Source organism: Halopseudomonas sp. T1L2 (assembly GCF_055397385.1).
In genome coordinates this window covers 3,223,342-3,249,679 of sequence record NZ_AP040865.1, presented here as the reverse complement: position 1 = coordinate 3,249,679, position 26,338 = coordinate 3,223,342, and the positions used below count along the sequence as shown (strand labels likewise).

Annotated in this window: 23 protein-coding genes; 12 read left to right on the top strand and 11 right to left on the bottom strand. The window is 61.1% G+C overall.

From position 1 onward, the window contains the following. Positions 1-32 precede the first annotated feature (32 nt). On the bottom strand, positions 33-782 hold the full coding sequence (locus ACZ5WQ_RS15395; protein ID WP_088276212.1) for a LytR/AlgR family response regulator transcription factor: 750 nt from the start codon (positions 780-782) through the stop codon (positions 33-35). Continuing rightward, entirely contained in the window at positions 763-1,866 is a 1,104-nt protein-coding gene (locus tag ACZ5WQ_RS15390; protein WP_233048807.1) for a sensor histidine kinase, read from the bottom strand. Before ACZ5WQ_RS15390 ends, ACZ5WQ_RS15395 begins: the two co-directional genes overlap by 20 nt. Before the next feature lie 94 nt (positions 1,867-1,960). On the opposite strand from ACZ5WQ_RS15390, the gene argH reads away from it, so the two are divergent. Further along, a complete protein-coding gene (gene argH, locus ACZ5WQ_RS15385; protein ID WP_464382610.1) occupies positions 1,961-3,355 on the top strand; it encodes an argininosuccinate lyase in 1,395 nt (464 codons plus the stop codon). Between the two features lie 47 nt (positions 3,356-3,402). On the opposite strand, the gene ACZ5WQ_RS15380 is transcribed toward argH, so the two are convergent. The 7 genes from ACZ5WQ_RS15380 to ACZ5WQ_RS15350 form a co-directional block, all read right to left on the bottom strand. Further along, the gene (locus ACZ5WQ_RS15380) at positions 3,403-4,758 is read right to left on the bottom strand and encodes a hypothetical protein (protein WP_464382609.1); all 1,356 of its coding nucleotides are present in this window, start codon (positions 4,756-4,758) and stop codon (positions 3,403-3,405) included. A 141-nt stretch (positions 4,759-4,899) separates the two neighbouring features. Then, positions 4,900-6,000, bottom strand: coding sequence for an agmatine deiminase (gene aguA, locus ACZ5WQ_RS15375; protein ID WP_464382608.1), 1,101 nt, complete (start codon positions 5,998-6,000; stop codon positions 4,900-4,902). 4 nt (positions 6,001-6,004) lie between these two features. Continuing rightward, positions 6,005-6,883 (bottom strand): N-carbamoylputrescine amidase, encoded by an 879-nt coding sequence (gene aguB / locus ACZ5WQ_RS15370; protein WP_464382607.1) that lies wholly within the window; start codon positions 6,881-6,883, stop codon positions 6,005-6,007. Positions 6,884-7,047: 164 nt separating this feature from the next. Next, a complete protein-coding gene (locus ACZ5WQ_RS15365; RefSeq protein ID WP_464382606.1) occupies positions 7,048-7,818 on the bottom strand; it encodes a M90 family metallopeptidase in 771 nt (256 codons plus the stop codon). Between the two features lie 9 nt (positions 7,819-7,827). Next, positions 7,828-8,454: a TetR/AcrR family transcriptional regulator gene (locus ACZ5WQ_RS15360; protein WP_228245718.1), complete on the bottom strand. Its 627-nt coding sequence runs from the start codon at positions 8,452-8,454 to the stop codon at positions 7,828-7,830. Positions 8,455-8,466: 12 nt separating this feature from the next. Continuing rightward, positions 8,467-9,726: an NAD(P)/FAD-dependent oxidoreductase gene (locus ACZ5WQ_RS15355; protein ID WP_088276220.1), complete on the bottom strand. Its 1,260-nt coding sequence runs from the start codon at positions 9,724-9,726 to the stop codon at positions 8,467-8,469. A 65-nt stretch (positions 9,727-9,791) separates the two neighbouring features. Next, entirely contained in the window at positions 9,792-11,213 is a 1,422-nt protein-coding gene (locus tag ACZ5WQ_RS15350; RefSeq protein WP_088276221.1) for a glutamine synthetase family protein, read from the bottom strand. A gap of 277 nt (positions 11,214-11,490) precedes the next feature. Here ACZ5WQ_RS15350 and ACZ5WQ_RS15345 point away from each other — a divergent pair, with 277 nt between their 5' ends. The 10 genes from ACZ5WQ_RS15345 (at position 11,491) to ACZ5WQ_RS15300 (ending at position 22,500) form a co-directional block, all read left to right on the top strand. Continuing rightward, the gene (locus ACZ5WQ_RS15345) at positions 11,491-12,252 is read left to right on the top strand and encodes a gamma-glutamyl-gamma-aminobutyrate hydrolase family protein (RefSeq protein ID WP_228245716.1); all 762 of its coding nucleotides are present in this window, start codon (positions 11,491-11,493) and stop codon (positions 12,250-12,252) included. 7 nt (positions 12,253-12,259) lie between these two features. Beyond that, positions 12,260-13,606 (top strand): glutamine synthetase family protein, encoded by a 1,347-nt coding sequence (locus ACZ5WQ_RS15340; RefSeq protein ID WP_088276224.1) that lies wholly within the window; start codon positions 12,260-12,262, stop codon positions 13,604-13,606. 62 nt (positions 13,607-13,668) lie between these two features. Further along, positions 13,669-15,033, top strand: coding sequence for an aspartate aminotransferase family protein (locus ACZ5WQ_RS15335; RefSeq protein ID WP_228245715.1), 1,365 nt, complete (start codon positions 13,669-13,671; stop codon positions 15,031-15,033). A gap of 116 nt (positions 15,034-15,149) precedes the next feature. Further along, positions 15,150-16,244, top strand: coding sequence for an extracellular solute-binding protein (locus ACZ5WQ_RS15330; protein ID WP_269688668.1), 1,095 nt, complete (start codon positions 15,150-15,152; stop codon positions 16,242-16,244). Positions 16,245-16,361: 117 nt separating this feature from the next. Next, complete coding sequence (locus ACZ5WQ_RS15325; protein ID WP_200818459.1) at positions 16,362-17,453, top strand: polyamine ABC transporter substrate-binding protein; 1,092 nt, start codon at positions 16,362-16,364, stop codon at positions 17,451-17,453. A gap of 135 nt (positions 17,454-17,588) precedes the next feature. After that, the gene (locus ACZ5WQ_RS15320) at positions 17,589-18,725 is read left to right on the top strand and encodes an ABC transporter ATP-binding protein (protein ID WP_464382605.1); all 1,137 of its coding nucleotides are present in this window, start codon (positions 17,589-17,591) and stop codon (positions 18,723-18,725) included. Then, positions 18,722-19,621, top strand: a complete 900-nt coding sequence (locus tag ACZ5WQ_RS15315) for an ABC transporter permease subunit (protein WP_088276228.1) — start codon at positions 18,722-18,724, stop codon at positions 19,619-19,621. Before ACZ5WQ_RS15320 ends, ACZ5WQ_RS15315 begins: the two co-directional genes overlap by 4 nt. Beyond that, complete coding sequence (locus ACZ5WQ_RS15310; RefSeq protein WP_228245712.1) at positions 19,618-20,484, top strand: ABC transporter permease subunit; 867 nt, start codon at positions 19,618-19,620, stop codon at positions 20,482-20,484. The genes ACZ5WQ_RS15315 and ACZ5WQ_RS15310 overlap by 4 nt, the downstream gene beginning before the upstream one ends. Positions 20,485-20,585: 101 nt before the next feature. Beyond that, complete coding sequence (locus tag ACZ5WQ_RS15305) at positions 20,586-21,191, top strand: TetR/AcrR family transcriptional regulator (RefSeq protein WP_088276230.1); 606 nt, start codon at positions 20,586-20,588, stop codon at positions 21,189-21,191. A gap of 184 nt (positions 21,192-21,375) precedes the next feature. After that, a complete protein-coding gene (locus ACZ5WQ_RS15300; protein WP_464382604.1) occupies positions 21,376-22,500 on the top strand; it encodes an aminotransferase class V-fold PLP-dependent enzyme in 1,125 nt (374 codons plus the stop codon). 243 nt (positions 22,501-22,743) lie between these two features. Here the strand turns inward: ACZ5WQ_RS15300 and ACZ5WQ_RS15295 are convergent, their stop codons facing one another. Then, on the bottom strand, positions 22,744-23,457 hold the full coding sequence (locus ACZ5WQ_RS15295; protein ID WP_228245709.1) for a VC0807 family protein: 714 nt from the start codon (positions 23,455-23,457) through the stop codon (positions 22,744-22,746). A gap of 95 nt (positions 23,458-23,552) precedes the next feature. Next, positions 23,553-24,524, bottom strand: coding sequence for a calcium/sodium antiporter (locus ACZ5WQ_RS15290; RefSeq protein WP_338212641.1), 972 nt, complete (start codon positions 24,522-24,524; stop codon positions 23,553-23,555). A 227-nt stretch (positions 24,525-24,751) separates the two neighbouring features. Between ACZ5WQ_RS15290 and ACZ5WQ_RS15285 the strand changes: the two genes are divergently transcribed. Then, a complete protein-coding gene (locus tag ACZ5WQ_RS15285) occupies positions 24,752-26,332 on the top strand; it encodes a methyl-accepting chemotaxis protein (RefSeq protein WP_464383656.1) in 1,581 nt (526 codons plus the stop codon). Positions 26,333-26,338: the final 6 nt, after the last annotated feature.

Below are 26,338 nucleotides of genomic sequence, written 5' to 3'. Positions count from 1 at the left end.
AGGCATCCACGCGGGCGGGTGTCGCAGGTCACTCACAGGCGATCCATGAGCCTGCGCACACCGGGAACATGACGACGACTGACTGTCAGCGTCTCTCCTTCCAGGTCCTTCAGACACAACTCGAAGTGACCCATTGAGGTACGTTGCAGGCACTCGATACGCGACCGCGCCACAAGGGCGTTACGATGGATGCGGACAAAACGATCGCCAAACTCCTCCTCCAGCGCCTTGAGCGGTTCGTCGAGCAGCACCTCGCCGTTGACATGCCGCAGGGTGACGTACTTGTGATCGGCAATGAAATACAGCACGTCCTCAATCGGTATCAACTCGATGCCCTTGCGGGTCCGCGCGCTGATGTGGCTGCGGGCCGGCATGTCATCGCCAGATGCCGTAGCCTTGCCGAGACTGGCCAGCTGCATGCGGTTGGGCCGCTGAGCCTTGGCCAGAGCCTCTTCCAGCGCTTCGCTGCGCACCGGTTTGAGCAGATAGCCAACCGCGCTGACCGCGAAGGCGTCGAGCGCATACTCGCCGTGAGCGGTACAAAACACGACGGCCGGAGCCTCCGGGCTTTCACACAGCTTGGCCGCCGTCTGCAGGCCATCCAGTCCGGGCATGCGGATATCCAGCAGAACAATGTCCGGATGATGCTCCTGCACCAGCTGCAGCGCCTCGTGACCGTTGCTGGCCATCTCCGGTAAGACCTTGTAGCCCGGCAGTGAACCGACCAGTCGCGCCAGCCGCTCGCGGGCCAGCGGTTCATCATCAGCGATCAGTACTTTCATTCGGTAATGACTTCTCTGCCATTGTTGGACGTTGTTTAACAGGATAGACCAGCCTGCTGAAGAAGCATTCCCCTTCCCGCCAGCCTGTCAGCTGCGCCTGCTCACCGAACAGCGCCTGCAGCCGAGCCCGGATATTGCTCATCGCCATGCGCGAGCCGTGATGGGTGTCTGTCTGTTCAGGACAGGTATTGCGCACCACAAGTTCCACCTGCCCCTCATGCAGCCGACCCTCGATATAGATATCGCCCCCGTCGAGCCGGGGCTGCAGTCCGTGCAAAATGGCATTTTCCAGCAGGGGCTGCAGCGTCAGCAGTGGCATCGGCACCTCATCCGGCAACGCAACGACCGACCAGTGCACGCGCATGCGCTGCCCCAGGCGGTACTGCTCGATGCGCAGATAACCTTCGCACAGGCGGCGCTCCTCGCCCCAGCTCGACAACGTATCCGGACTGGCCAGATTGGCGCGAAACAGGTCCGACAGATCAAGCACAGCCTGCTCGGCCTTGGCAGGATCAATCTCGATCAGGCTGGCAATACTGTTGAGGCTGTTAAACAGAAAGTGAGGGCGAATGCGCGACTGCAGAGCCTGCAGCCGCGAGCGCAATTCGGCCTGATGCTGACGCTGCCATTGCTGCTGCAGGTAAAAGTAGCGCAGCAGCAAACTGGTCATGATCAACGCAATCAGGCCATGGCGAAGCAACTGCTGAGCATCCCAGTGCAAGGCGCCCTGCAAGCCGCGGTAGATAACCCAGTCGCCAAGCACGGTAAACAGCAGGGTCGGCGCAATCACCACCGCGTAGCAGACCGCCACCGCCAGCACCAGCGGCCGACGCTGCATCCATCCGCGCAACCGGCACAGCGCGGCGGCCGACAGCAGCACAATCCACTGCACGAACAGCGACGCCATGGCGAGCTGGACCCAGTCAAAGACACCGGCGACCGGCTGTGCCAGCACCCACACCAGCACTACCAGCTGCGCCAGCACGATCAGGGTAAAAACGGCCACGGACGAGCACAGATCGGGGAGAAAAAAGTCCTCTCCGTCGTAGGGTTGTTTGAGCAACGTCCAGAATCCGTTCTTCATGTCATCAGTGTCTGCCAGCCCGCCGCCATCGTGCAAGCGTGAAGTGGTATGCTACCCGTTTTCTGATACTACACGCAGCGGACCCATCCGAGACATGACCCAAGACAAGACAACCAACCAATCCTGGGGTGGCCGGTTCAGCGAACCGGTCGACGCCTTCGTTGCCCGTTTCACCGCCTCGGTGGATTTCGACAAGCGTCTGTACAAGCACGACATTCAGGGCTCGATCGCCCACGCCACCATGCTGGCCAAGGTCGGCGTACTGACCGATGCCGAGCGCGACACCATCATCGACGGGCTGAACGCCATTCGCGCTGAAATCGAAGCCGGGCAGTTCGACTGGCGCGTCGACCTCGAAGATGTGCACATGAACATCGAAGCCAGGCTGACCGACCGCATCGGCATCACCGGCAAGAAGCTGCACACCGGTCGTTCACGTAACGACCAGGTCGCCACCGATATCCGCCTCTGGCTGCGCGAAGAGATCGACGCCATCGTCGCCGAGCTGATCCGCCTGCAGACCGGCCTGCTGGATCAGGCCGAGCGTCACAATGCCGTAATCATGCCCGGCTTCACCCATCTGCAGACAGCCCAGCCGGTAACCTTCGGCCACCACCTGCTGGCCTGGTTCGAAATGCTGCAGCGTGACCGCGAGCGACTGATCGACTGCCGCAAGCGGGTCAACCGCATGCCGCTCGGTTCAGCCGCACTGGCCGGCACCACCTACCCGATCGACCGCAGCGTGACCTGCGAGCTGCTCGGTTTCGAAGCCATCTCCGGCAACTCGCTGGACGGTGTTTCCGACCGCGATTTCGCCATCGAATTCTGCGCCGCGGCCTCGCTGGCGATGATGCACCTGTCGCGCTTCTCCGAAGAGCTGGTGCTGTGGACCAGCGCCCAGTTCAACTTTATCGCCCTGCCCGACCGCTTCTGCACCGGCTCGTCGATCATGCCGCAGAAGAAGAACCCGGACGTCCCGGAGCTGGTACGCGGCAAATCCGGCCGCGTCTACGGCCACCTGATGGGCCTGCTGACCCTGATGAAGAGCCAGCCGCTGGCCTACAACAAGGACAACCAGGAAGACAAGGAACCGCTGTTCGACGCGGTAGACACCCTGCGCGACAGCCTGCGCGCCTTTGCCGACATGATCCCGGCCATCGAGCCGCGTATCGAGATCATGCGCGAAGCAGCGCTGCGCGGTTTCTCCACCGCCACCGATCTGGCCGACTATCTGGTACGCAAGGGGATTCCGTTCCGCGACTGTCACGAAATCGTCGGACATGCAGTCAAGTACGGTGTCGACTCAGGGAAGGATCTGGCAGAAATGTCGCTGGATGAACTGCGCCGCTTCAGCGACCAGATCGAACAGGACGTATTTGACGTGCTGACACTGGAAGGATCGGTCAACGCCCGTGACCATATCGGCGGCACCGCACCGGCTCAGGTGCTGGCAGCGGTCAAGCGCGGCCGCGCCCTGCTCAACAGTTGATCGGCTGTTGATAACCGGCAGCCCGAGCGGGCTGCCGGCCTTACCTCTTACTGCTCGCGCTCGGCGCTGATCACAAAGCTGCCACGACCATTGTTGTCATAGCTGCTGGCAGTCAGCGTGTAACGGCCAGCTTCCAGATAGCTGCTGATACGCGAGTTGGTACCACCCGCACCATCATCATCTTCCAGTTCGACACCGTTGCCGCTCAGTCTGAGCATGGCGTCAAAGTCACCGGCATACAGCTCGACCTTGTAGGCACCCGCCTCGCTGATCACCAGCGTCTTTTCGGCACTGGCACCGGCCAGCGAACCGGAGACCGCTTCACCCGGACGCAGGGTTGAACCGCTGCCGCTGACCGGCTGGGTCGCCGTAGTCAGGGTGAACAGACCGGCACTGCCGTCGGCAGTAGACGCACTCAGGCGGTAGGTGCCGGGACTGACCAGCGTGGTGATGCCGGCATCCAGGTTGTTGCCCGCGCCATCATCATCGGTAACGTCAACCCCCGGCCCCTGCAGGCTGAGGTAGCTGTCAACCACCGGCGAGGACATGACCACCCGCAGCAGCGCGCGCTCGGTGATGGTCAGGCTGTAGACCTTCGGGCTGCTGTCGGCCAGACCGGTAATGCTGGCACCCAGCTCGATCGGCCCGCCATTAACCAGCTCAACGCCCTCCGGCAGCGGCCGACTGGTGACGTTCAGGTCGTAGGCGCCCTCTGCCGGATCATCCAGAGCGGTTGCGGTGACCTGGTAGGTACCCGGCTCCAGCTGCACGGTAATGCGCGAATTGGTACCGCCGCCGCTGTCGTCATCCTCGGCAGAGACTGCTCCGCCATTGAGCTTGAGTACGGTATCCAGCTCATCGGAGGTCATCAGGATTTCGTACAGACCGGCCTCGGCCACATTCAGAGTGTAGGTGTTGGCGTTGCCATTACGGGTCAGCAGGCCAAACACCGACTGATCCAGTTCAAGCGCGCCGCTGTTGCGTGCAGTGACCTTTTCCAGGCTCAGCTGGAAGGGACCGAACGTGCTCGGGCTGCTCCCGCTGACACCGAGACGATAGGTACCGTCGGCTTCAGGGGTCAGGTGCAGCGCGCCCTGGTTAGGGCCATTGACCAGTTGATTGCGCTCGTCGACGAGGGTGAGTACCGCACCGTCAAGCGCACCGCTCTGCTGCACACGCACCAGATCACCCTGCTTGAGCTTGAGCGCGAACACCTGGTGGTGCGAACCATCGCTGAAGTTCACCGGACTGCTGCTGGTGATTTCGCCCTGCAGACGCGCCTGGCCGGCAGCGTCAAAGCCGCTGGTGCCTTGGGTTGCGGCGCAACCGGCGAGGGTGACCGCCATACCCAGCGCTGCAGCGCCGCGAATCAGCGGAAAGGGAAGGGACTTGGTAAACGACATGGAAATTCCTTCTGGACGGATAGACATCCTGAGACCGCCGGGCTTGACCGCCCGGCTCCGTAGTGGTGCACGCCGATTATGCCCGCTGACCCGATCCGGCTCCAGTACTCGAACCGGGTATGTGAGCCAGGTCCGCTTGGCCTACCCGACCAACGGCTGTTGCTGGGTAATGCAGTGAATATTGCCACCGCCGAGCAGGATTTCCCGCCCCGGCACCATAACCACCCTGCGCTCGGGAAACACCCGCTGCAGCACCTCCAGCGCCTCGGCATCAAGCGGATCATCGAAGCTGGGCGCGACAATACCGTCGTTGACGATCAGAAAGTTGACGTAGGATCCCGCCAGACGAACGGTCGGGTCACGGGGCTGACTGCCTTCCACCACCAGCACATCCGCGCATTCCTCAGCGGTTGCATGAAGCGGTCCGGGAATCGGAATTTTGTGGATGACAAGCTCACGGCCCTGCGCATCGCGCTCGGCAGCCAGCACAGCAGCCGCCGCCTGACAACGCGGATAATTTGGGTCGTCTGGATCATCTGTCCAGGCCAGCAACACTTCACCGGGGCGAATGAAACAGCAGAAGTTGTCGACGTGCCCGTCAGTTTCGTCATTGAACAGACCCTCCGGCAGCCAGATGACCTTGCTGATACCCAGATACTCGGCCAGCCTGAACTCGATTTCCTCTCGCTGCAGATGGGGATTGCGATTGGGGTTGAGCAGGCACTCCTCGGTCGTGATCAGCGTGCCTTCGCCGTCAACGTGTATCGAGCCGCCCTCAAGCACAAAGCCTTCGGTACGATAGCGCGGGCAGCGCTCCATCGACAGAATCTTGCTGGCCACCTGATCGTCCAGCGCCCAGTCGCTGTAGAGGCCACCCAGCTCGCCGCCCCAGGCGTTGAAGGTCCAGTCGACGCCGCGCAATCCGCCCTGACCGTTGATGACAAAGGTCGGGCCGGTATCCCGTACCCAGGCATCGTTGCTGCTCAGCTCAACCACTCGGATACCCGGATGATCCAGCTGGGCACAGGCGCTGGCATACTGCGCCGCCGAGACGCCAACGGTGACCGGCTCAAAGCCGGCTATCGCCTGCGCCACGGCGGCAAAGGCGGCCTGCGCCGGCACCGCCTGCTGGCGCCAGTTGTCCGGCCGTTCAGGCCAGATCATCCAGGTCTGGCTGTGCGGCGCCCACTCGGCGGGCATGAAGTAGCCATCGTGGCGTGGCGTGGTATGCAGGTTGAACATCGGCTCAGGACTCCAGCTTGCCATCCAGGGTTTTGACCGGGCCGTACAGGTTTGGCCGGCGGTCGCGGAATACACCCCAGGCGCTGCGGATGTGCTCCAGCTCGTCCAGATCAAAGGTCTGCACCAGCACGCCGGTGTCCGTTTCGTTCAGTTCCTGCACCTTTTCACCGAACTGATTGGCGATAAAGGACGAGCCGTAGAAGGTAATGTCGTAGCCATCCTGCTCTTCGCGACCAATGCGGTTACTGGCAATCAGCGGCATCAGGTTGGCACCGGCATGGCCTTGCTGCACGCGCTGCCAGTGATCCCGCGAGTTGATGCTGTGGTCATGCGGCTCGCTGCCAATGGCAGTCGGATAAAACAGCAGCTCGGCGCCCATCAGCGCCATGCTGCGGGCGCACTCGGGGAACCACTGATCCCAGCAGATACCGACGCCAATCTTGGCGTAGCGCGTCTGCCAGACCTTGAAGCCGGTGTCACCCGGGTTGAAGTAGTACTTCTCGTGGTAGCCGGGGCCATCGGGAATATGGCTCTTGCGGTAGATACCCAGGTTGCTGCCGTCGGCGTCAATGATGGCAACACTGTTGAAGCGCGCCCGCCCGGCCAGCTCGAAGAAACTGATCGGCAGCACGACCTCAAGCTCCCTGGCCAGCGCCTGAAAGTGCCTGATCGCCGGGTTGTCTTCAACCCGCGTCGCGAGCTGCAGGTAGTCCGGATTGGGCTTCTGACAGAAGTACGGGGTTTCGAACAGCTCCTGAATCAGGATGATCTGCGCGCCCTTGGCTGCCGCCTCACGCACCAGCCTTTCTGCCTGTGCGAGGTTGGCCTGACGGTCCCAGGAACAGCCCATCTGGGTTGCGGCTACGGTAACGGTACGGGTCATGACGCTCTCCTGAAGGTAGAATTCGACCAAAAGCCGATATTTATCGACTTATAACCAATTAGAAACTGATTAGCAATGACTTTCCCGCCGCCTCATCGATATTTAACGAGAAAACAGGCATAACATCAGCCATAAGCATAGCGCTGCCTGCGCACTACCACCGCTCAGGCATGCCAGCGCAGCGGATCCTGCCGATAAAAATCGACCAGATGCCGGTAGACTGCAGGCCAGCTGCGGTGCAGCACCTGTGGGCATTCGAAAAAGCTCTCCGACAACACGGCAAAGAACTCGGCCGGCGCCTCCAGCGCGTAGGCATCCAGGGGCAGGTGCTCACCGCGTTCGGCACGCTGGGCCAGATCATCCCAGGCGGCTTGCATGTCACGCGCCCAATCGTCCTGGCTCATGCCGCGGTGCAGCGGCGGCGAACCATTGGCGGCGGATGAGCGCATATCCAGCGTATGCGCCAGCTCATGAATAACCACGTTGAAGCCGTCCGCTTGCCCAGAATGGCGAACATCCTCCAGCGACAGCACCACCGGGCCATGCAACCAGGCCTCGCCGCTCAGCTCGCGCACCGCTTCGTGCACCACGCCGGCCTCGTCACGCCATTGCTGCCGGGTGCGGAACGGACCGTCGTAGAGCACCAGCGTCTGCCAGCCGTCGTACCAGTGCAAACCAATCTCCAGCACCGGCAGAACAGCCATTCCGGCGACCCGCAAACGCAGAACATCGTCCAGCTCAACACCCTCCAGCGGATGCAGATGCTTGCGCAGCAAAAAACGCAACGCGGTGTCATGCAGACGCTCACGCTGGGCCGCGCTCAGGTGCCGGTAACAGGGCCAGTCACCCAGCGCCTGCTGCCACAGGGCCGGATCAAGCTCACCCTGCACACGCTGCAAGCGACGCTGTTCGCTGCGCTCACGCCACCAGCGCACCAGCCCCACTCAGCGCCCCTCGACCCGCGCCAGTACCGGCGGCAGATAGACGCCCAGGTAGGCGGTCATCAGCCGTGTTGCTTCACGGCAAATGGGGTCGCTCAACTCGCCAGACTGCTGATAACCGACGGCGAGCAGCTTGTCTGCCGCCTGCATGGCCAGCGCGAAGATATCCACATCATTCGGCAACGGCGGCAGCACGAAGACCTCGGCCAAGCACTGCTGAAACCGCCGCCCCAGCAGTTGATCGTGCTGCTGGTCGGCCTGGCGAATGGCGGCCAGATCATGCCCGCCCAACAGCAGCTCGCGGGCGGCCGGATTGCCGCGGTAATAGTCCTGAAAACGCTGTTCGATGTCGGCGACCAGCGCCATCCAGCTGGACGCGTGGGAGACTGGAGGTGTCTGGAGAATCCCGTCCAGCTCAAGGAACAGGCGCTCGGCCAGCGCCGCCAGCACGTCGCTGACCTGAGGAAAAAAGTGATACACCGAAGACGGGGGAATGTCGGCCTGCTCGGCGATGGCGTAGATCGACAGCGCGCTCAGCCCGCCCTGGTCAAGCAGCGCAGTGGTCGCCTCGAGGATACGGTCGATCCGCTCCTGACTGCTGGCGCGGCGTTTCGGGGCGGATCTGCTCATAGGGGTTCCGTATCAACGACTGTCCTGCAGACGATACCACAGCAGCGCCAGCGCCCGGATAGCGGTCTGCAGCGGCGCACCCGGCGGAACCGGCAGGTGACGCCAGCGCGCCATCAGGTCAAAGTTGCGGGCATCGCCCAGCACCGTCTCGGCCATCAGCTTGCCCGCCAATCCGGCCAGCGCCACGCCCTGTCCGGAATAGCCCTGGGTAAACAGCACCCGCTGCCCCAGCCGACCAAACACCGGCGCCTTGCTCATGGTCATCGCGACCTGACCACCCCAGAGGTATTCGAAATCCTCACCCGCCAGCTGCCCAAACACCTGCGCCATGCGCTCACGCATGGTCTGGCGCAATGCATCGGGACGGGCATCGCGGGCACTGGCGCGCCCACCGAACAGCAGACGGTTATCCGGCGTCAGCCGGTAATAATCGATCAGGGTGTTCATGTCGCAGACCGCTGCGCGGGAGGGAATCAACTGTTCGGCCAGATCGCCGAGCGGCCGAGTCGCCCCGATATAACTGCCGATCGGCATAAAGCCCTTGCGGTACCAGGGCAGCAGCTTGCCGAGGTAGGCGTTACCCGCCAGCAGCAGATGACCGGCGCGCACCTGACCGCCAGCCGTACAAACCTGAACCTGCCCGCGCTGCTCGCGATAGCTGCGGACCGCGGAGCGCTCGAAAATGCGCACACCGGCCTGCTCGGCAGCACGAGCCAGCCCCTGTACATACTTGAGCGGGTGCAGATCGCCACCACCCAAATCCATCACGCCGGCCTGATAATCCGCGTTCAGCAAGCCCTGCAGCGCCGCCCGATCATGAAACTCCAGCCGGTCGTAGCCAAGCTCACCCAGCTCCTGCTGCCAGGCCCGCAACTCGGGAACCTGCCGCGCCTTGTTGGCAACCAGCAAAATCCCCCACTTCAGATCACAGTCGATGCCGTAGCGCTCGACCCGGTCGCGCAGCAGGTCTACACCATCGAGCCCGAGCTGCCAGACGCGGCGAGCGTCCTGCTCGCCCAGCTCACGAACCACCCTGGCATGATCGCAGGCCACCCCGGGATTGATCTGCCCGCCATTACGACCCGAGCAGCCCCAGCCGACATCCTCTGCCTCGAGCACAATCACGCTGCGCCCGGCCTCGGCCAGCTCCAGCGCCGCAGACAGGCCGGTAAAACCGGCACCCACGATACAGACATCCGCATCCAGCACACCCTGCAGCTGTGCGCGGGGCGGAACAGCGGGCACGCTGGCCCGATACCAGGAATCATTCATCACAAAGGCTCTCGCATAACGAACAATCCCGCCGGAGGGCGGGATTGTGATTGGCCACGACGTGGTCAGACGGTGTGCAGGTACCACATGTACTCAAGGTCGGAAATGGTCTTCTCGAACTCCTCCATCTCACTTTCCTTGCAGAGTACAAATACGTCGAGATATTCCTCGCCGATGTACTCCTTCATTACCTCGGAGGCTTCCAGCTCACGCAGCGCATCACGCAGGTTGGTCGGCAGCGACGGCTCATGCTGATCGTAAGCGTTGCCCTCGGTCATCTCCGGCGGCTCGACCTGATTGCTGATGCCGTAGTGAATGGCCGACAGCAATGCTGCCATCAGCAAGTACGGGTTGGCATCGGCGCCGGCCAGGCGGTGCTCGATACGCATTGCCTCCGGGTCGCCACCGGGCACACGGACTGCCACGGTGCGGTTATCAATACCCCAGGTCGGCGCACAGGGCACGAAGAAACTCGGGCTGAAACGACGATAGGAGTTGATATTCGGACACAGGAAGGCCATGTACTGCGGCAGGGTTTCCAGCAGGCCACCAACAGCCCAGCGCAGGCGATCGCTCAAACTGCCGTCGGCATTGGGCGCAAAGACATTGCGGCCGTTCTCGTCCATCAGGCTGATATGCACGTGCATACCGTTACCGGCCTGATCGTGATAAGGCTTGGCCATGAAAGTGGTATCCATTTCATGGTCGTAGGCCACGTTCTTGATCACCCGCTTGAGCAGCACGTTGAAGTCACAGGCCTTAACCGGATCATCAACATGGTGCAGGTTGACCTCGAACTGCCCCGGTGCCGACTCGGCCACGATGGCGTCAGCGGGGATGCCCTGCTCGTGGGCAGCTTCGATGACGTCCTCAAGGAACTCGGCGTATTCGTCCAGATCATCCATGGAATAGACCTGCACCGAATTGGGACGCTTGCCGGACATCGGAGAGCGCGGCGGCTGCGGGCGGCCGGTAATATTCTCCTGGTCAATCAGGTAGAACTCCAGCTCGAAGGCAGACACCGGGGTCAGCTTGAGATCCTTGAAGCGTTCTACGATACGTTGCAGAACATAGCGGGGGTCGGCGAAGAAGGGGGTCTTGCGGTCCAGCTCGTACATGGTCATCAGCAGTTGTCCGGTTGGACGCTTCTGCCATGGTTCAACCGTCAGGGTTCCGGGAATCGGCAGGCAAATGCGGTCCGCATCGCCGATTTCCAGACCGAGACCGGTCTCTTCTACGGTCGTACCCTGAATGTTCAGCGCAAAGACCGATGCCGGCAATGCGATGCCCTTCTCGAAGGCTTTGGCCAACGCAGAACGATCAATGCGCTTGCCGCGCACGATACCGTTCATATCGGCAATAAGAAGGTCAATAAAATGAGTTTCCGGATGCGCGGCCAGAAAGGCCTCCGCTTCCTGGATGCCTACCGGCTCACTGGGCGTGGCGGGGACGGCGGTTACAGCATCCGCTCCGGCTTGGGGCTGCATGGGATTTCACCTGTTATTTGTAAAATATATCAATCACAGAACTTACACGATGTGAGTTAATCCGAAAGGCCCTTCGGAGTCAATAGAACTGATACCGCACAAACATGGTGCGCACTGCCCTATAAAAGGCCACAGACGGGCGTTAAAGACCAAAATGACTACCTCGCGTGTTCGTTATTTTTGCTCTTTGTGTTAATTATTTTTTATTGCTATTGTACGAAAAAACGAACAACAATCGGTTCGCATTCACTTTGTCTCTGACTTGCTGGAACATCAAATGTCCGTCGTACGCAAACCCGTCATTGGTATCGTCTGCTGCTCGGAACAGCTCGGGCTGCACCCTTTCAACATCGTCGGCGAGAAATACATTCTCGGCGTCGTGGACGGTGCCAACGGCCTGCCGCTGCTGATTCCGGCCCTGGGCGAGCGACTGGACAGCGATCAGCTGCTGGACCTGCTGGACGGCATCCTGTTTACCGGCTCGCCGTCCAACGTTGAGCCCCATCATTACAGCGGGCCGGGTAGCGCGGAAGGCACCAAGCACGACCCCAAGCGCGACGCGACCACCCTGCCATTGATTCGCGCCGCAATTGACCACGGCGTTCCGGTACTCGGCATCTGCCGAGGCTTTCAGGAAATGAACGTCGCCTTTGGCGGCACTTTGCATCAGCGACTGTACGAAGTCGGCGGTTATATCGAACACCGCGAGGACAAGAATCAGCCGGTCGACATTCAGTATGGCCCAGCTCACGAGGTTCGTCTTGAGCCCGGGGGGTTGCTCTACGAAATTTCAGGCTGCAGCTCGGCTCAGGTCAATTCCCTGCACACTCAGGGAGTCGCTACACTGGGAGCCGGTCTGCAGCCTGAAGCGACAGCACCCGATGGACTGATTGAGGCCTTCTCGGTCAGCCAGGCAACCCAATTCGCTCTCGGCGTACAGTGGCACCCCGAATGGCAGGTAACCCGCAATCCGTTTTACCTGTCGATCTTCCAGGCGTTCGGAAACGCCTGCCGGGCCCGTGCGTCGCGACACTCCTGAGGCGGTTATGAACAAGATTGAAAGCTGGCTTAAAGAAAACAAGATTACTGAAGTGGAATGCATGGTGGGCGACCTGACCGGTATTGCCCGCGGCAAGATCGCTCCGACCATGAAGTTCATCTCGGAGAAAGGCATGCGTCTGCCCGAAAGCATCCTGCTGCAATCGGTTACCGGCGACTATGTAGAAGATGACATCTATTACGACCTGCTCGACCCGGCCGATATCGACATGATCTGCAAGCCGGACGAGACCGCCATGTTCATGGTGCCGTGGGCACTGGAACCGACCGCGCAGATCATCCATGACTGCTTTGACAAGATGGGCAATCCCATCGAGATGGCGCCGCGCAACGTCCTCAAGACCGTGCTCAAGCTGTATGAGAAAAAGGGCTGGAAGCCGATCGTCGCGCCCGAGATGGAATTCTATCTGACCCGCCGCAACGAAGACCCGGACCTGCCGCTGCAGCCGCCGATCGGCCGCTCCGGCCGCCAGGAAACCGGCCGCCAGTCCTTCTCCATCGACGCCGCCAACGAATTCGACCCGCTGTTCGAAGACATGTACGACTGGTGCGAGGCTCAGGGCCTGGATCTGGACACCCTGATCCACGAGGAAGGCACCGCGCAGATGGAAATCAACTTCCGTCACGGTGACCCGCTGCATCTGGCCGATCAGATTCAGGTGTTCAAGCGCACCATGCGCGAGGCTGCGCTCAAGCACGATATGACCGCGACCTTTATGGCCAAGCCGATCACCAATGAGCCGGGCAGCGCCATGCACCTGCACCAGAGCATCGTTGACGCCAAGACCGGCAAGAATATTTTCTCCAATGATGATGGCAGCATGAGCGAGCTGTTCCTGCACCACATCGGCGGTCTGCAACGCTACATCCCGGAAGTGCTGCCGCTGTTCGCGCCGAACGTCAACTCGTTCCGCCGCTTCCTGCCCGACACCTCGGCACCGGTGAACGTCGAGTGGGGTGAAGAGAACCGTACCGCCGGCCTGCGCGTGCCGGACTCCAACCCGCAGAACCGTCGGGTCGAAAACCGCCTGCCCGGCGCAGATGCCAATCCCTACATTGCCATTGCGGCCAGTCTGCTGTGCGGCTACCTGGGTATGGAAAACCGCATGTCACCGTCGGCACCGGTCAAGGGCCGCGCGTATGAACGCCGCAACCTGCGCCTGCCGCTGACCATCGAATCGGCACTGGAGCGCATGGAGCAATGCAAGGACATTGAAGCAGTGCTCGGCAGCAAGTTCTGCCGCGGCTATGTGGCGGTCAAGCGCGCCGAACACGAAAACTACAAACGGGTGATCAGCTCCTGGGAGCGCGAGTTCCTGCTGCTGTCCGTCTGATCCCTCAACCCTGTAACGGTCGCTGCCGGAGGGCAGCGACACCACGGAAACCGGAGTACCGTATGAGCAAACTCAATACCGCCGAACTGCAGGCCATGGACGCCGCCCACTATCTGCACCCCTTTACCGACCACAAGGAGCTGGGTGAGCGCGGCACGCGCATCATCGAGCGCGCCGAGGGCGTGTATCTCTGGGACAGCGAAGGCAACAAGGTGCTCGACGGCATGGCCGGTCTGTGGTGCGTGAATATCGGCTACGGCCGCAAGGAACTGGCTGAGGCCGCCTACCAGCAGATGCTGAAGCTGCCCTACTACAACAGCTTCTTCCAGTGCGCCAACCCCCCGGCCATCGAGCTGGCCACGGCTATCGCCGAGGTCGCACCTGAGCATATGAATCATGTGTTCTTCACCGGCTCAGGTTCCGAATCCAACGATACCGTGCTGCGCATGGTGCGCCGCTACTGGGACCTCAAGGGCAAGCCAACCAAGAAAACCATCATCAGCCGTATCAACGGTTATCACGGCTCGACGGTAGCCGGCGCCAGTCTCGGCGGCATGTCGGTAATGCATGAACAGGGTGACCTGCCGATCCCCGGTATCGTGCACATCCCGCAACCGTACTGGTATGGCGAGGGTGGTGACATGTCGCCGGACGAGTTCGGCATCTGGGCGGCCCAGCAACTGGAAGCCAAGATTCTCGAACTGGGCATCGATCAGGTCGCAGCCTTCATCGCCGAGCCGATTCAGGGTGCCGGCGGCGTGATCATTCCGCCGGATACCTACTGGCCGGAAATCAAGCGCATTCTGGCCAAGTACGAGATCCTGCTGGTCATCGACGAGGTGATCTGCGGCTTTGGTCGCACCGGCCAGTGGTTCGCCAGCCAGCACTATGACCTGCAGCCCGACCTGATGCCGATCGCCAAGGGCATGACCTCGGGCTATCTGCCAATGGGCGGGGTGATCGTCAGCGACCGCGTTGCCGAAACCATGATCGAGCACGGCGGCGAGTTCTACCACGGCTACACCTACTCCGGTCATCCGGCATCCGCGGCCGTCGGCCTGGAAAACCTGCGCATCATGCGCGACGAGAAAATTGTCGACTACGTTCGCAACGAAGCGGCACCGTATTTGCAGGACAAGATTGCCGGCCTGGCAGCACATCGCCTGGTAGGTGAAGTTCGCGGTGTCGGCCTGCTCGGCGCCATCGAGCTGGTCAAGGACAAGGCAACCCGTGAGCGCTTCCCGGACAAGGGTACCGTTGGCACACTGTGCCGTGATCTGTGCGTCGCCAACGGTCTGGTGATGCGCGCGGTCGGCGACACCATGATCATGTCGCCGCCGCTGATCATCAGCCGCGCCGAAATCGACGAACTGGTCGACAAGGCCTGGAAGGTGCTGGATCTGGTAGCCGAGCAACTGGGAGTCTGATCGCCCCGAGTCCGACCAGCGGCTATGCTGGCCTATAGGGTGCCTTTTTCGCTCACCGAAATGGCACCCATGCCAACACCGCGTTTCCAAACAATGGATGGAGAGTTGAAACGATGATGAAACATCTGGGCAAGACCCTGCTGGCAACAGCCACTGCTGTATCCATCAGCACCGCAGCCACCGCAGAGGAAGTGGTAAACGTTTACAACTGGTCGGACTACATCGCCGAGGACACGCTCGACAACTTCCAGAAGGAAACCGGCATCCGCCCGGTCTACGACGTGTTCGACAGCAACGAAGTACTGGAAGCCAAGCTGCTCTCCGGCAGCTCCGGATTCGACATCGTCGTTCCCTCCAACCAGTTCCTCGGCAAGCAGATCAAGGCTGGAGCCTTCCTGCCGCTGGACCGCAGCAAGCTGCCGAACTGGGAAAATCTGGATCCGACACTGCTCAAGGCACTGGAAACCAACGACCCCGGCAACCAGTACGCCTTCCCGTATCTGTGGGGCACCACCGGCATCGGCTACAACGCCGAGAAGGTCAAGGCCGTGCTGGGCGAAGATGCACCGCTGAACTCATGGGATCTGGTATTCAAGCCGGAAAACATGGAGAAGCTGGCCTCCTGCGGCGTGGCCTTCCTGGACGCACCGGCCGAGATTATTCCGTCGGCCCTGTTCTACCTCGGGCTGAACCCGAACAGCACCGACGCTGCGGATTATCCGAAGGCCCAGGAGCTGCTGATGAGCGTGCGTCCGCACATCACCTACTTCCACTCCTCCAAGTTCATTACCGACCTGGCCAATGGCGACATCTGCGTTGCGGTTGGCTGGTCCGGGGATATTCTGCAGGCCGCAGCGCGGGCTGAAGAGGCCGAAAACGGGGTTGAAGTCAGCTACGTGATTCCGAAGGAAGGCGCGGCCATGTGGTTCGACATGATGGCCATTCCCAAGGACGCAAAAAATGTCGATAACGCCTACGCGTTTATGGATTATATTCTGCGCCCCGAGGTGATCGCCGGCATATCCAACTATGTTGCCTATGCCAATGGCAACGCGGCCTCCAAGCCGATGATTGATGAAAGCGTGCTAACCGATCCGGGCGTATACCCCAGCGACGAGACCCTGGCCAAACTCTTTACTCTGGCAGAGCTGCCGGCCAACATCGAGCGCACCCGGACCCGTGTCTGGACGCGCGTCAAGTCCGGTCAGTAACGCCAAAGAAAGTAACAAGAAACGGTCGACTGCAGGACTCCCCTCCTGCATCGACCAGAAACCAGAAGGGCCCGGCGCAAGCCGGTGTCCGAATCAGGAGACACCATGAAGCATCCAATGCAAAAGTCGCTGCTGGCACTGACCACTGCCGCCCTGCTGGGCGGAGCCGGTGTCACGCATGCCGCAGGCCAACTGAACATTTACAACTGGTCGGACTACATCGCCGAGGACACCATTGCCAACTTCGAGAAGGAAACCGGCATCAAGGTGACCTACGACGTCTATGACTCGAACGAAGTGGTCGATGCCAAGCTGCTGACAGGTCGCTCCGGCTTCGACATCGTCGTACCGTCCAACAACTTCCTGACCAAGCAGATCAAGGCCGGTGTCTACCTTGAACTTGATCACAGCAAGCTGCCCAACATGGTCAACCTCAATCCCGAGCTGATGAAGCAAATGGAAAGCATCGACCCGGGCAGCGCGCACTCCATTCCCTATCTGTGGGGCACCAACGGTATTGGTTACAACGTCGAGAAGGTTAAAGCCGCTCTCGGTGACGACGCACCGCTGGACTCCTGGGCGCTGATCTTTGATCCGCAATACGCCAGCAAGCTCGCCAGCTGTGGCGTGAGCGTGCTGGATTCGGCGGATGAAATGCTGCCCTCAGCGCTGAGCTACCTCGGCCTGGACCCGAACAGCAGCGATGCCGATGACCTGAAGAAGGCCGAAGAACTGATGCTGGCGGTTCGTCCGTACATCACCTACTTCCACTCCTCGCGCTACATTTCCGATCTGGCCAACGGCGACATCTGCGTCGCGGCAGGCTACTCGGGCGATGTTTTCCAGGCCGCCTACCGCGCCGAGGAAGCCGAGAACGGCGTCGAGATCAACTACATCATTCCGAAGGAAGGGACTGCCCTGTGGTTCGACATGATGGCCATCCCGAAGGATGCGCCGAATCCGGAAGAAGCCCACGCCTTCATCAACTACATCCTGCGCCCGGACGTAATCGCACCGATCACCGACTATGTTGCCTACGCCAACCCGAACAAGGCATCCGACGAGCTGGTTGACCCGGAAGTGCGCAATGATCCGGCGATCTACCCGAGCGACGAGGTGATGAGCCGACTCTACGTCAACGTGCCGCGTCCGATGGCCGCACAGCGACTGATGACCCGCACCTGGAGCCGCATCAAGTCAGGTCAGTAAGACACTCAAGGGGCTGCCTTCCGGCAGCCCCTTGTTGAATCAACAGAACAAACACGCAAGGTGCCGCTGCGGCGGCCCGCCAATATCTTTGTGTGCAGCGGTGCTGCACAGGTGGAAAGAGATCCGGAGACGACTATGGTTGGTGCAGCAGGAGCCATGAAACAGGCAATGGCCAAGGCCGAGCCCAATGACTTTGTGAAGATTGAGCGCATCAGCAAGCGGTTCGATGAAGCGCTGGCGGTAGACGACGTCAGTCTGAGCATCAATCGCGGCGAAATCTTCGCTCTGCTCGGCGGCTCGGGGTCGGGCAAGTCGACCTTGCTGCGCATCCTCGCCGGCTTCGAGCGCCCAACAGAGGGCCGCGTACTGCTCGATGGTCAGGACATCACCGATCTGCCGCCCTACGAGCGCCCGATCAACATGATGTTCCAGTCCTACGCATTGTTCCCGCATATGACGGTCGAACAGAACATCGCCTTCGGCCTCAAGCAGGACAAACTGCCAAAGGCCGAAATCAACGAGCGCGTGAAGGAAATGCTCAAGCTCGTGCACATGACCGAGTACGCGCGGCGCAAGCCGGATCAGCTCTCCGGCGGGCAACGTCAGCGTGTGGCCCTGGCCCGCTCGCTGGCAAAGCGTCCGAAAGTCCTGCTGCTGGACGAACCCATGGGCGCGCTGGACAAGAAGCTGCGCACCCAGATGCAACTGGAGCTGGTCGAGATCATCGAGCGCGTCGGCGTGACCTGCATCATGGTCACCCACGACCAGGAAGAGGCCATGACCATGGCCCAGCGTATCGCCATCATGCACCAGGGCTGGATTGCCCAGGTCGGCACGCCGATGGATATCTATGAAAGCCCGGTCAGCCGTCATGTCGCCGAGTTCATCGGCAGTGTGAACATCTTTGAAGGCGAGATCAGCGCCGACATGGAAGACCACGCGATCATCCAGTGCAACTGCCTCGACAAGCCGATCTACGTCGGCCACGGCATCACCACCCGTGCCCAGGACAAGAGCATCATCTACGCCCTGCGCCCGGAGAAAGTCTGGGTCAGCACCGAGAAGCCCGAGGGCGAGTACAACAGCTCCCACGGCGTGGTGCATGACATCGCCTATCTCGGCGGCCACTCGGTTTACTACATCAAGCTCGATAGCGGCAAGATGGTCCAGGCCTTCTTCGCCAACTCCGAGCGTCGCCTGCCTCGCCCGACCTGGGAGGACGAGGTGTACATCAGCTGGGAAGACGACAGCGGGGTCATTCTGCACTCATGAAAATGCCACGCCTGACACCGCCGGGGCGCTTCTGGGTCATCAGCGTCCCCTATCTCTGGCTGTTCCTGTTCTTCCTGCTGCCCTTCGCCATCGTGCTGAAGATCAGCTTTTCGGAAGCCGCGATCGCCATTCCGCCCTATCAGCCGATCTTCCAGTACGTCGAGCAGAAGCTCAACGTCATGCTCAACCTCGGCAACTACATCTTCCTCAGCCAGGACGGTCTCTACCTGTCCGCCTATCTGGGTTCGCTGAAAATTGCCTTTTTCTCGACCCTGATCTGCCTGCTGGTCGGCTACCCGATGGCCTATGCCATCGCCCGGGCGCCGCGCGAAAAGCAACTGGTCTACCTGCTGCTGGTGATGATGCCGACCTGGACCGCGATCCTGATCCGCGTCTACGCCTGGATGGGTATCCTCAGCAACAACGGCCTGCTCAACAGCACCCTGATGAGTCTGGGTCTGATCAGCGAGCCGATGCAGATCCTCAACACCAACACGGCAGTCTATATCGGCGTGGTCTACGCCTACCTGCCGTTCATGGTGCTGCCGCTGTACGCCAACCTGGTCAAGCACGATCACAGCCTGCTCGAAGCAGCCATGGACCTTGGCGCCGGTCGCATCAAGGCGTTCTGGAGCATTACCGTACCGCTGTCAAAAACCGGCATCATCGCCGGCTCCATGCTGGTGTTCATTCCGGTGGTCGGTGAGTTCGTCATCCCCGAACTGCTGGGCGGCCCGGAAACCCTGATGATCGGCAAGGTACTCTGGCAGGAATTCTTCAACAACCGTGACTGGCCGGTTGCCTCGGCGCTCGCCATTGTCATGCTGGTTATCCTGATCGTCCCGCTGGTGCTGTTCCACTACAACCAGGCCAAGGAAATGGAGAAAAAAGCATGAGCAAGCGCCCCAACTTCTCCACCCTGATGCTCTGGCTGGGCCTGGTATTCATCTACCTGCCGATGATCATTCTGGTGATCTACTCGTTCAACGCGTCCCGGCTGGTTACCGTCTGGGGTGGCTGGTCGGTGCACTGGTATGTCGGTCTGCTGGACAACACCCAGCTGATGAATGCGGTCAAACGCAGCCTGCAGATTGCCTTCTTCACCGCCACAGCGGCGGTGGCGCTCGGCACCCTTGCGGCCTTCGTCATGACCCGCATCAAGCGCTTCAAGGGCCGCACCCTGTTTTCAGGGCTGGTCACTGCGCCGCTGGTCATGCCCGAGGTGATTACCGGTCTGTCGCTGCTGCTGCTGTTCGTCGCCATGGCGCAGATGATCGGCTGGCCGGCAGAGCGCGGCATGGTGACCATCTGGATCGCCCACGTGACCTTCTGTACCGCCTACGTGGCAGTCGTGGTCAGCGGTCGCCTGAGCGAGCTTGACCAGTCGATCGAGGAGGCCGCAATGGACCTCGGCGCGCGCCCGTGGAAGACCTTCCTGCTGATCACCGTGCCGATGATCGCACCATCGATCGCCGCTGGCTGGCTGCTGTCCTTTACTCTGTCGCTTGATGACCTGGTACTGGCCAGCTTCGTATCCGGCCCGGGCTCCACCACCCTGCCGATGGAGGTATTCTCCGCCGTGCGTCTGGGCGTGAAGCCGGAGATCAACGCGGTCGCCAGTCTGATCCTGCTCGCCGTGTCGATCTTCACGTTGATCGGCTGGCTGATTGCGCGCAGCGCCGACAAGCGCCGTTCGCAGCCGCCGGAGGACGAGGACGTCATCACCTGGCAAGCGGTTATAGACAGCCGTCGTAACTGATCAAATCGCAGCAAGCACGGGGCAGTCAGACTGCCCCGTTTGCCGTTAACAGCCCCCTCCCCACTCTGCACAAACCCGGCGCTGGTCGCTAGAATGCCAACATGAAGACACCGACTGAAACCGGGAAAGCAGCCCGACCGCGCATCAGGGACAAACGCCAGGCCATTCTGGACGCGGCCCTGAAGGTATTTGCCGCCGGTGGCGTAAACGGTGTGCCAATACCTGCCCTGGCCGAACAGGCACAGGTGGGTACCGGCACCATCTATCGCTATTTCAGCAGCAAGGAGGCACTGGTCAACGAACTGTTTCGCAGCCAGCGACAGTTCAAACGCGACCTGCTGTTCGACGGTCTCGATCGCAGCCTGCCGGCCCGGGCGCAATTCGACATTGTCTGGCAGCGCATGATCGACTACAGCCGCCAGCATCCGGACACCTATCGTTTTCTCGAGATGCAGGATCACCGGCCCTATCTGGACGAACAGAGCCGGCAACTCGAACAGCAGTTCTTTACCCCGCTGGTCAGACAATATCGGCAGTATCAGGAGCAAGGCATCTACCGTCGCGACCTGCGGGCCGAAGTACTCATGGCCATGGTCTGGGGCAGCTTTGCCAATCTGGTCAAGTGCGAACGCGAAGGTCTGCTGGTCTTGCAGCCGGAAGACCTGAAGGCTGCCTGCGAAACCTGCTGGTCAATGCTGACCGGCTGAGCCCCCCGCCAATCCAGTCTGGGCGCACAACCTGGGCGAAACGGATACGCACCCGGGCAACTGTTCCCGGAGTTAACAAAACGCCGCTTTTCCGAACTGCGTCCGGCCCGGAATCGGGGTAGGATTGTCAGCACATCAACGCAGGCAAAGCCGGCGTTTCCTGTCAACCGTCTGGAGAAACCCCGTGTCCAAACTGGTTCCCGCCATCGATCCCGAAGGCTTGCTGGAATACTCGGTCGTCTTTACCGATCGCTCGCTCAATCACATGTCGCAAACCTTCCAGCAGGTCATGCGTGACATTTCCACTACGCTCAAGAGCGTGTACAACGCCCACGCAGTGGCAGTGGTTCCCGGTGGTGGCACCTATGGTATGGAAGCCGTTGCGCGCCAGTTTGCCCAGGACAAGAAGTGCCTGGTCATTCGTAACGGCTGGTTCAGCTATCGCTGGAGTCAGATTTTCGAGATGGCGCGCATCCCGGCCAGCGAGACCGTACTCAAGGCGGTCAAATCCGATACCGGCAACCAGCCAGCGTTTTCCCCGGCGCCGATTGATCAGGTTGTCGCCGAGATTCGCGCCAGCAAGCCGGATGTGGTGTTCGCCCCGCACGTCGAAACCGCCGCGGGTATCATTCTGCCCGATGACTACCTGCGCGCGGTTGCCGATGCCGTACACGAAGTCGGTGGCCTGTTCGTCCTCGATTGCATCGCCTCCGGCACCGTCTGGGTCGACATGCAGGCCTGCGGTATCGACGTGCTGATCAGCGCGCCGCAAAAGGGCTGGAGCGCCTCCCCGTGCAGCGCCCTGATCATGTTCAGCGAACGCGCCGAGCAGGTTCTGGAACAGACCACCAGCACCAGCTTTGCCGCCGACCTGAAGAAGTGGCGGCAGATCATGCAGGCTTACGAGAACGGCGGCCACGCCTACCACGCCACCATGCCGACCGATGCCCTCAAGGCCTTCCGCGACACCATGCTCGAAACCCGCGACTACGGCTTCGACAAGGTCAAGCAGGAGCAACTGGCGCTCGGCACCGCCGTGCGCGAGCTGATGCAGGAGCTGGGCTACAAGAATGTTGCGGCTGACGGCTTCGGCGCCCCCGGGGTCGTCGTCAGCTACACCGACAACGACGCTATCCAGAGCGGTAAGGCCTTCGCCCCGCTCGGCCTGCAGACCGCAGCCGGCGTACCGCTGATGTGCGACGAACCGGAAGGCTTCAAGACCTTCCGCCTCGGCCTGTTCGGCCTGGACAAGCTGCACAACCCCGAACGCACGGTTGCCACGCTGCGGGAGGCCTTTGCTGCGCTGTAGGCGCGCCAAGCGCAGCCTCAAGCTACAAGCTGCAAGCTGCAAGCTACAAGCAAACCCGGTCTCGATGCCGGGTTTTGTTTTTGCGCTGGAAAATGGCGGCTGCGCTGCATGCGGCCCTGCTGTTACACCCGTCCACTATCTGCCCCCATGCAACCGTAAAAAAACCCGCACGGCTGAACACCGCGCGGGTTTGCTTGTAGCTTGCAGCTTGTGGCTTGCCGCTGGCTAGCCCAGCTAGCTCCGCTAGCCCTTTTGCTGCGCCATGATCTCTTCCATGCTCAGACCGGTCAGGCCGTGGATGGTGCGCCAGAGGTAAAACAGAATGGCCATCATCATGATCATCGATGGAATCGCGATCATCGGATAGCTGACCAGCGTCATCTGCCCCAGCTCTTCGTTGAAGGCCTCGGTACCCGCCGGGCTGACGACGATCCATTTGGCGACGATGTAGTTCATCGCCGAAGAAAAAAAGAAGGTGCCGGCCAGAAAATAGGTCGCGCGCAGCAGGCGCAGATTGAAGATGTCGACCAGGCCGCGTTCCTGCAGGCGCTCCTGCACCAGCGCGACGTTGATCACCTTCTCGTTGTACAGCAGGGTACGAATCAGCGGGTAACGCGTGCGGGTAGAAATCAGCACGGCCAGGCCGATGACACCCGGTACCGCGGCTTCCTTGATCGCAAGCCAGCGGGTATCAAGTTGCAGCACGCCGATGCCACCGGTCAGCAGCACGCTGATCACGCCCAGCAAGGCAATGAAGTTGAACTTGCGATACTGCACCAGTTCGAACAACCCCCAGCCCACCGGAAAAGCCAGCGCCAGCAGCAGCGCATTGGTAGCGCCGAGGTTGTCGTCGCCACTGAGCTTCATGAGAATGATCGAGGGCAGGAGGATGCTGACCAGCAGGTCGATCAGCGGGCGCGGCTTGTGCTGCGCAGGAGCGGTTTTCGCGTCAGACATGGCGGAACAGAAAGTCTCTGGCGGAATGAAGATGGGCCATCATACACCGGCTGGGCGGCTCGCATAGCAACACGAACCTCCCAACCGCCAGTCGGTCAGCGCAGCATGGTGCTGACCAGCCACCCGGTATAGCCCGCGTAGGTTGCCAACAGCAGGATACCGTTGAAGCGAGTCACCTCGCCCTGCTTGCCGAACCGCCCGATGCCCATAAATAGCAAAACCGCGGTCAATACGAACATGATTACCCAGTCGCGCTGCAGCACGACCGGGTCGACTGCCAGCGGCGCGATGCCGGCGGCGATGCCCACCACCGCAAGGGTATTGAACAGGCCGGAGCCGATCACATTGCCCAGCGCAAGGTCATGCTCGTTGCGGCGAATGGCGGCCAGCGAGGAGGCCAGCTCCGGCAGCGACGTGCCGATGGCGACAATGGTCAGCCCGATGACCAGGTCACTCACACCCAGGCTTTCGGCAATAAACACTGCGCCCCATACCAGCACGCGGGAACTGACGATCAGCAGTACCAGACCCAGTACCAGCCAGAACAGGGCCTTGGGGAGCGGCATTGCGTGGGCAGCCACCTCCTCGGCGTACTCCCCGGACAAGGCATCATCCTTGCCGCGCAGGCCTTGAACGATGGACCAGCCCATCAACACAAAAAACACCCCGATCAGCACCCAGGCGTCGTTGCGCGATAGCTGCCCGTCAAGCAGCTGGTAGCCCGCCAGAAGGGTGATGCCGAGCAGAATCGGCAACTCCTTGCGAATCACCTGCGAATGCACCTTGATCGGGCTGATCACCGCAACAAGACCGATGATCAGCGCAATATTGGTGATGTTTGAGCCATAGGCGTTACCCAGTGCCAGCCCCGGATTGCCCTGGCCGGCGGCCAGCGCAGACACCACCATCTCGGGCGCCGAGGTGCCGAAGCCGATGATCAGCATGCCGATCAGCAGCGGCGGCATGCCCGCATGACTGGCGGTCGCCGACGCACCATCAACGAAGCGATCTGCGCTCCAGACCAGAAGCGCCAGTCCCACTACAACCGCGGCCAATGCCAATAACATCATCAAATTCCTGTGCCAGACTCAAATTAGCGGCCATTATCAATGAAAGTGAACAGGGTAGACAGTGGCAGGCAGCAGCAGCCGTTACAAAAAAATTCAGCTCTGCGCGCAACGGTCGATACACTGAACAATCGCTTTTTCCCGAGGTGAAGGACCGCCCGACAACCCTGACGACAGGTGTTCACACGGCTATAAACCGCTCCTTGCGACTGCAAACCCTCACACTCATGACCGGCAGCCTGGCGCTCATGCTGCTGGTTGCACTCATCATCACGCTGACCCTGTCTGGAAGCGTCAACAGCTATCGCAACCTGCTGGCCAGCCCGCTAGCCAGCGCCACACTGATCAATCGCGCCAACCTGGAATTCAAGACCCAGGTGCAGGAGTGGAAGAACGTATTGCTGCGCGGCGCAGCACCGGCTGATCGGGAGAAATACTGGAGCCAGTTTGAGGCATCAGAACAGGCAGTACAGGCCACCCTGCAGCAGATAGGCACCCTTGAGCTGGAGCCGCAGACACTGGCGGAGGTGCGCGCGCTGGCTGAAGAGCACCGCCAGCTGGGTTCACGCTATCGCGACAGTCTGCAAGCCTACGAGGCCGCGGGAATGGAGCCGACCGCAGGCGACAAGGCTGCGCGCGGAATCGACCGTCAGGTCAGCGAGCACATGAACCAGCTGTCCAGCCAGCTGAACGGAGCCGCACAGCAACAAGGCAACGAGATCAACGCAACCGCTGCGACCACCGTCTGGATCGGGCTTGCAATACTGGTCATCGCAGCAGTGGTGATCGGCGTACTCAGCCTGTGGCTGGTAAACCGGCGCCTGGTCAGCCCGATAACCCAGCTGATCGAGCAGGTTGAACAGCTGAGCCAGGGCAGGCTCGGCAAGCCCATCACCCTGCGTCGGGACGACGAGCTGGGCACCCTCGCCCGGGCGGCCAACCAGCTGCGCAGCTTCCTGGAAGACACCTTCAGCCAGCTGCAGCGCAGTACCAGTGAGCTGGATCGCGCCAGCGGAGAGCTGAACACCATCGCTACCCGCATGGCCCATGGCAGCCGAGAGCAGTTCTCGCGCACGGACCAGGTAGCCACCGCCATGCAGGAAATGTCTGCAGCCTCCATGCAGGTTGCGCAGCATGCCGCCGAGGCTGCCCGCGCCGCAGACGATGCCGACAGCAATGCTCAGGAAAGCGGCCGGGTCATGCAGCACACGATCCAGGCGATGCAGGACATGCTCGCACAGATCACCCAGACCACCGAGGTTATCCGGCGCCTGGAAGGAGACAGCAATCGCATCGGCAAGGTACTGGATGTGATTCAGGGGATCGCCGAGCAGACCAACCTGCTCGCCCTGAACGCGGCCATCGAAGCGGCACGCGCCGGTGAGGCCGGACGCGGCTTTGCTGTCGTCGCCGACGAAGTCCGCACGCTGGCCAAGCGCACCGCAGAATCAACCGCTGAAATTCAGCAGATCATCAATGATGTGCAGTCCGGGGCCGACGCCGCGGTCAAGGCCATCGCCATCGGTCAGACCCGCAGCGAGTCGAGCATGCAACAGGTCAACCTGGCGGGTGAGCGCCTGACCCAGATCACCGTCGCGATCGAGTCGATCCGCGACATGAACCGACAGATATCAACCGCAGCCGACGAACAGACCAGCGTTGCCGAGGACATTACCCGCAACATCACCGAGATCACCGATATTGCCGCAGCCAACCAGAGCGAAGTCGACAACACCGCTCGCGCCAGCCAGTCCCTGCATGAGTTGTCCGGGGAGTTGAGCACCCTGACCCAGCGGCTCTCCGCCTGAGTCAGG

Excerpts from the sequence above, each read along its gene's own strand:
- ACZ5WQ_RS15395 (WP_088276212.1), bottom strand. The coding sequence starts at position 782 with ATGAAAGTACTGATCGCTGATGATGAACCGCTGGCCCGCGAGCGGCTG.
- ACZ5WQ_RS15390 (WP_233048807.1), bottom strand. The coding sequence starts at position 1,866 with ATGAAGAACGGATTCTGGACGTTGCTCAAACAACCCTACGACGGAGAG.
- argH (WP_464382610.1), top strand. The coding sequence starts at position 1,961 with ATGACCCAAGACAAGACAACCAACCAATCCTGGGGTGGCCGGTTCAGC.
- ACZ5WQ_RS15380 (WP_464382609.1), bottom strand. The coding sequence starts at position 4,758 with ATGTCGTTTACCAAGTCCCTTCCCTTTCCGCTGATTCGCGGCGCTGCA.
- aguA (WP_464382608.1), bottom strand. The coding sequence starts at position 6,000 with ATGTTCAACCTGCATACCACGCCACGCCACGATGGCTACTTCATGCCC.
- aguB (WP_464382607.1), bottom strand. The coding sequence starts at position 6,883 with ATGACCCGTACCGTTACCGTAGCCGCAACCCAGATGGGCTGTTCCTGG.
- ACZ5WQ_RS15360 (WP_228245718.1), bottom strand. The coding sequence starts at position 8,454 with ATGAGCAGATCCGCCCCGAAACGCCGCGCCAGCAGTCAGGAGCGGATC.
- ACZ5WQ_RS15355 (WP_088276220.1), bottom strand. The coding sequence starts at position 9,726 with ATGAATGATTCCTGGTATCGGGCCAGCGTGCCCGCTGTTCCGCCCCGC.
- ACZ5WQ_RS15350 (WP_088276221.1), bottom strand. The coding sequence starts at position 11,213 with ATGCAGCCCCAAGCCGGAGCGGATGCTGTAACCGCCGTCCCCGCCACG.
- ACZ5WQ_RS15345 (WP_228245716.1), top strand. The coding sequence starts at position 11,491 with ATGTCCGTCGTACGCAAACCCGTCATTGGTATCGTCTGCTGCTCGGAA.
- ACZ5WQ_RS15340 (WP_088276224.1), top strand. The coding sequence starts at position 12,260 with ATGAACAAGATTGAAAGCTGGCTTAAAGAAAACAAGATTACTGAAGTG.
- ACZ5WQ_RS15335 (WP_228245715.1), top strand. The coding sequence starts at position 13,669 with ATGAGCAAACTCAATACCGCCGAACTGCAGGCCATGGACGCCGCCCAC.
- ACZ5WQ_RS15330 (WP_269688668.1), top strand. The coding sequence starts at position 15,150 with ATGAAACATCTGGGCAAGACCCTGCTGGCAACAGCCACTGCTGTATCC.
- ACZ5WQ_RS15325 (WP_200818459.1), top strand. The coding sequence starts at position 16,362 with ATGCAAAAGTCGCTGCTGGCACTGACCACTGCCGCCCTGCTGGGCGGA.
- ACZ5WQ_RS15320 (WP_464382605.1), top strand. The coding sequence starts at position 17,589 with ATGGTTGGTGCAGCAGGAGCCATGAAACAGGCAATGGCCAAGGCCGAG.
- ACZ5WQ_RS15315 (WP_088276228.1), top strand. The coding sequence starts at position 18,722 with ATGAAAATGCCACGCCTGACACCGCCGGGGCGCTTCTGGGTCATCAGC.
- ACZ5WQ_RS15310 (WP_228245712.1), top strand. The coding sequence starts at position 19,618 with ATGAGCAAGCGCCCCAACTTCTCCACCCTGATGCTCTGGCTGGGCCTG.
- ACZ5WQ_RS15305 (WP_088276230.1), top strand. The coding sequence starts at position 20,586 with ATGAAGACACCGACTGAAACCGGGAAAGCAGCCCGACCGCGCATCAGG.
- ACZ5WQ_RS15295 (WP_228245709.1), bottom strand. The coding sequence starts at position 23,457 with ATGTCTGACGCGAAAACCGCTCCTGCGCAGCACAAGCCGCGCCCGCTG.
- ACZ5WQ_RS15290 (WP_338212641.1), bottom strand. The coding sequence starts at position 24,524 with ATGTTATTGGCATTGGCCGCGGTTGTAGTGGGACTGGCGCTTCTGGTC.
- ACZ5WQ_RS15285 (WP_464383656.1), top strand. The coding sequence starts at position 24,752 with ATGACCGGCAGCCTGGCGCTCATGCTGCTGGTTGCACTCATCATCACG.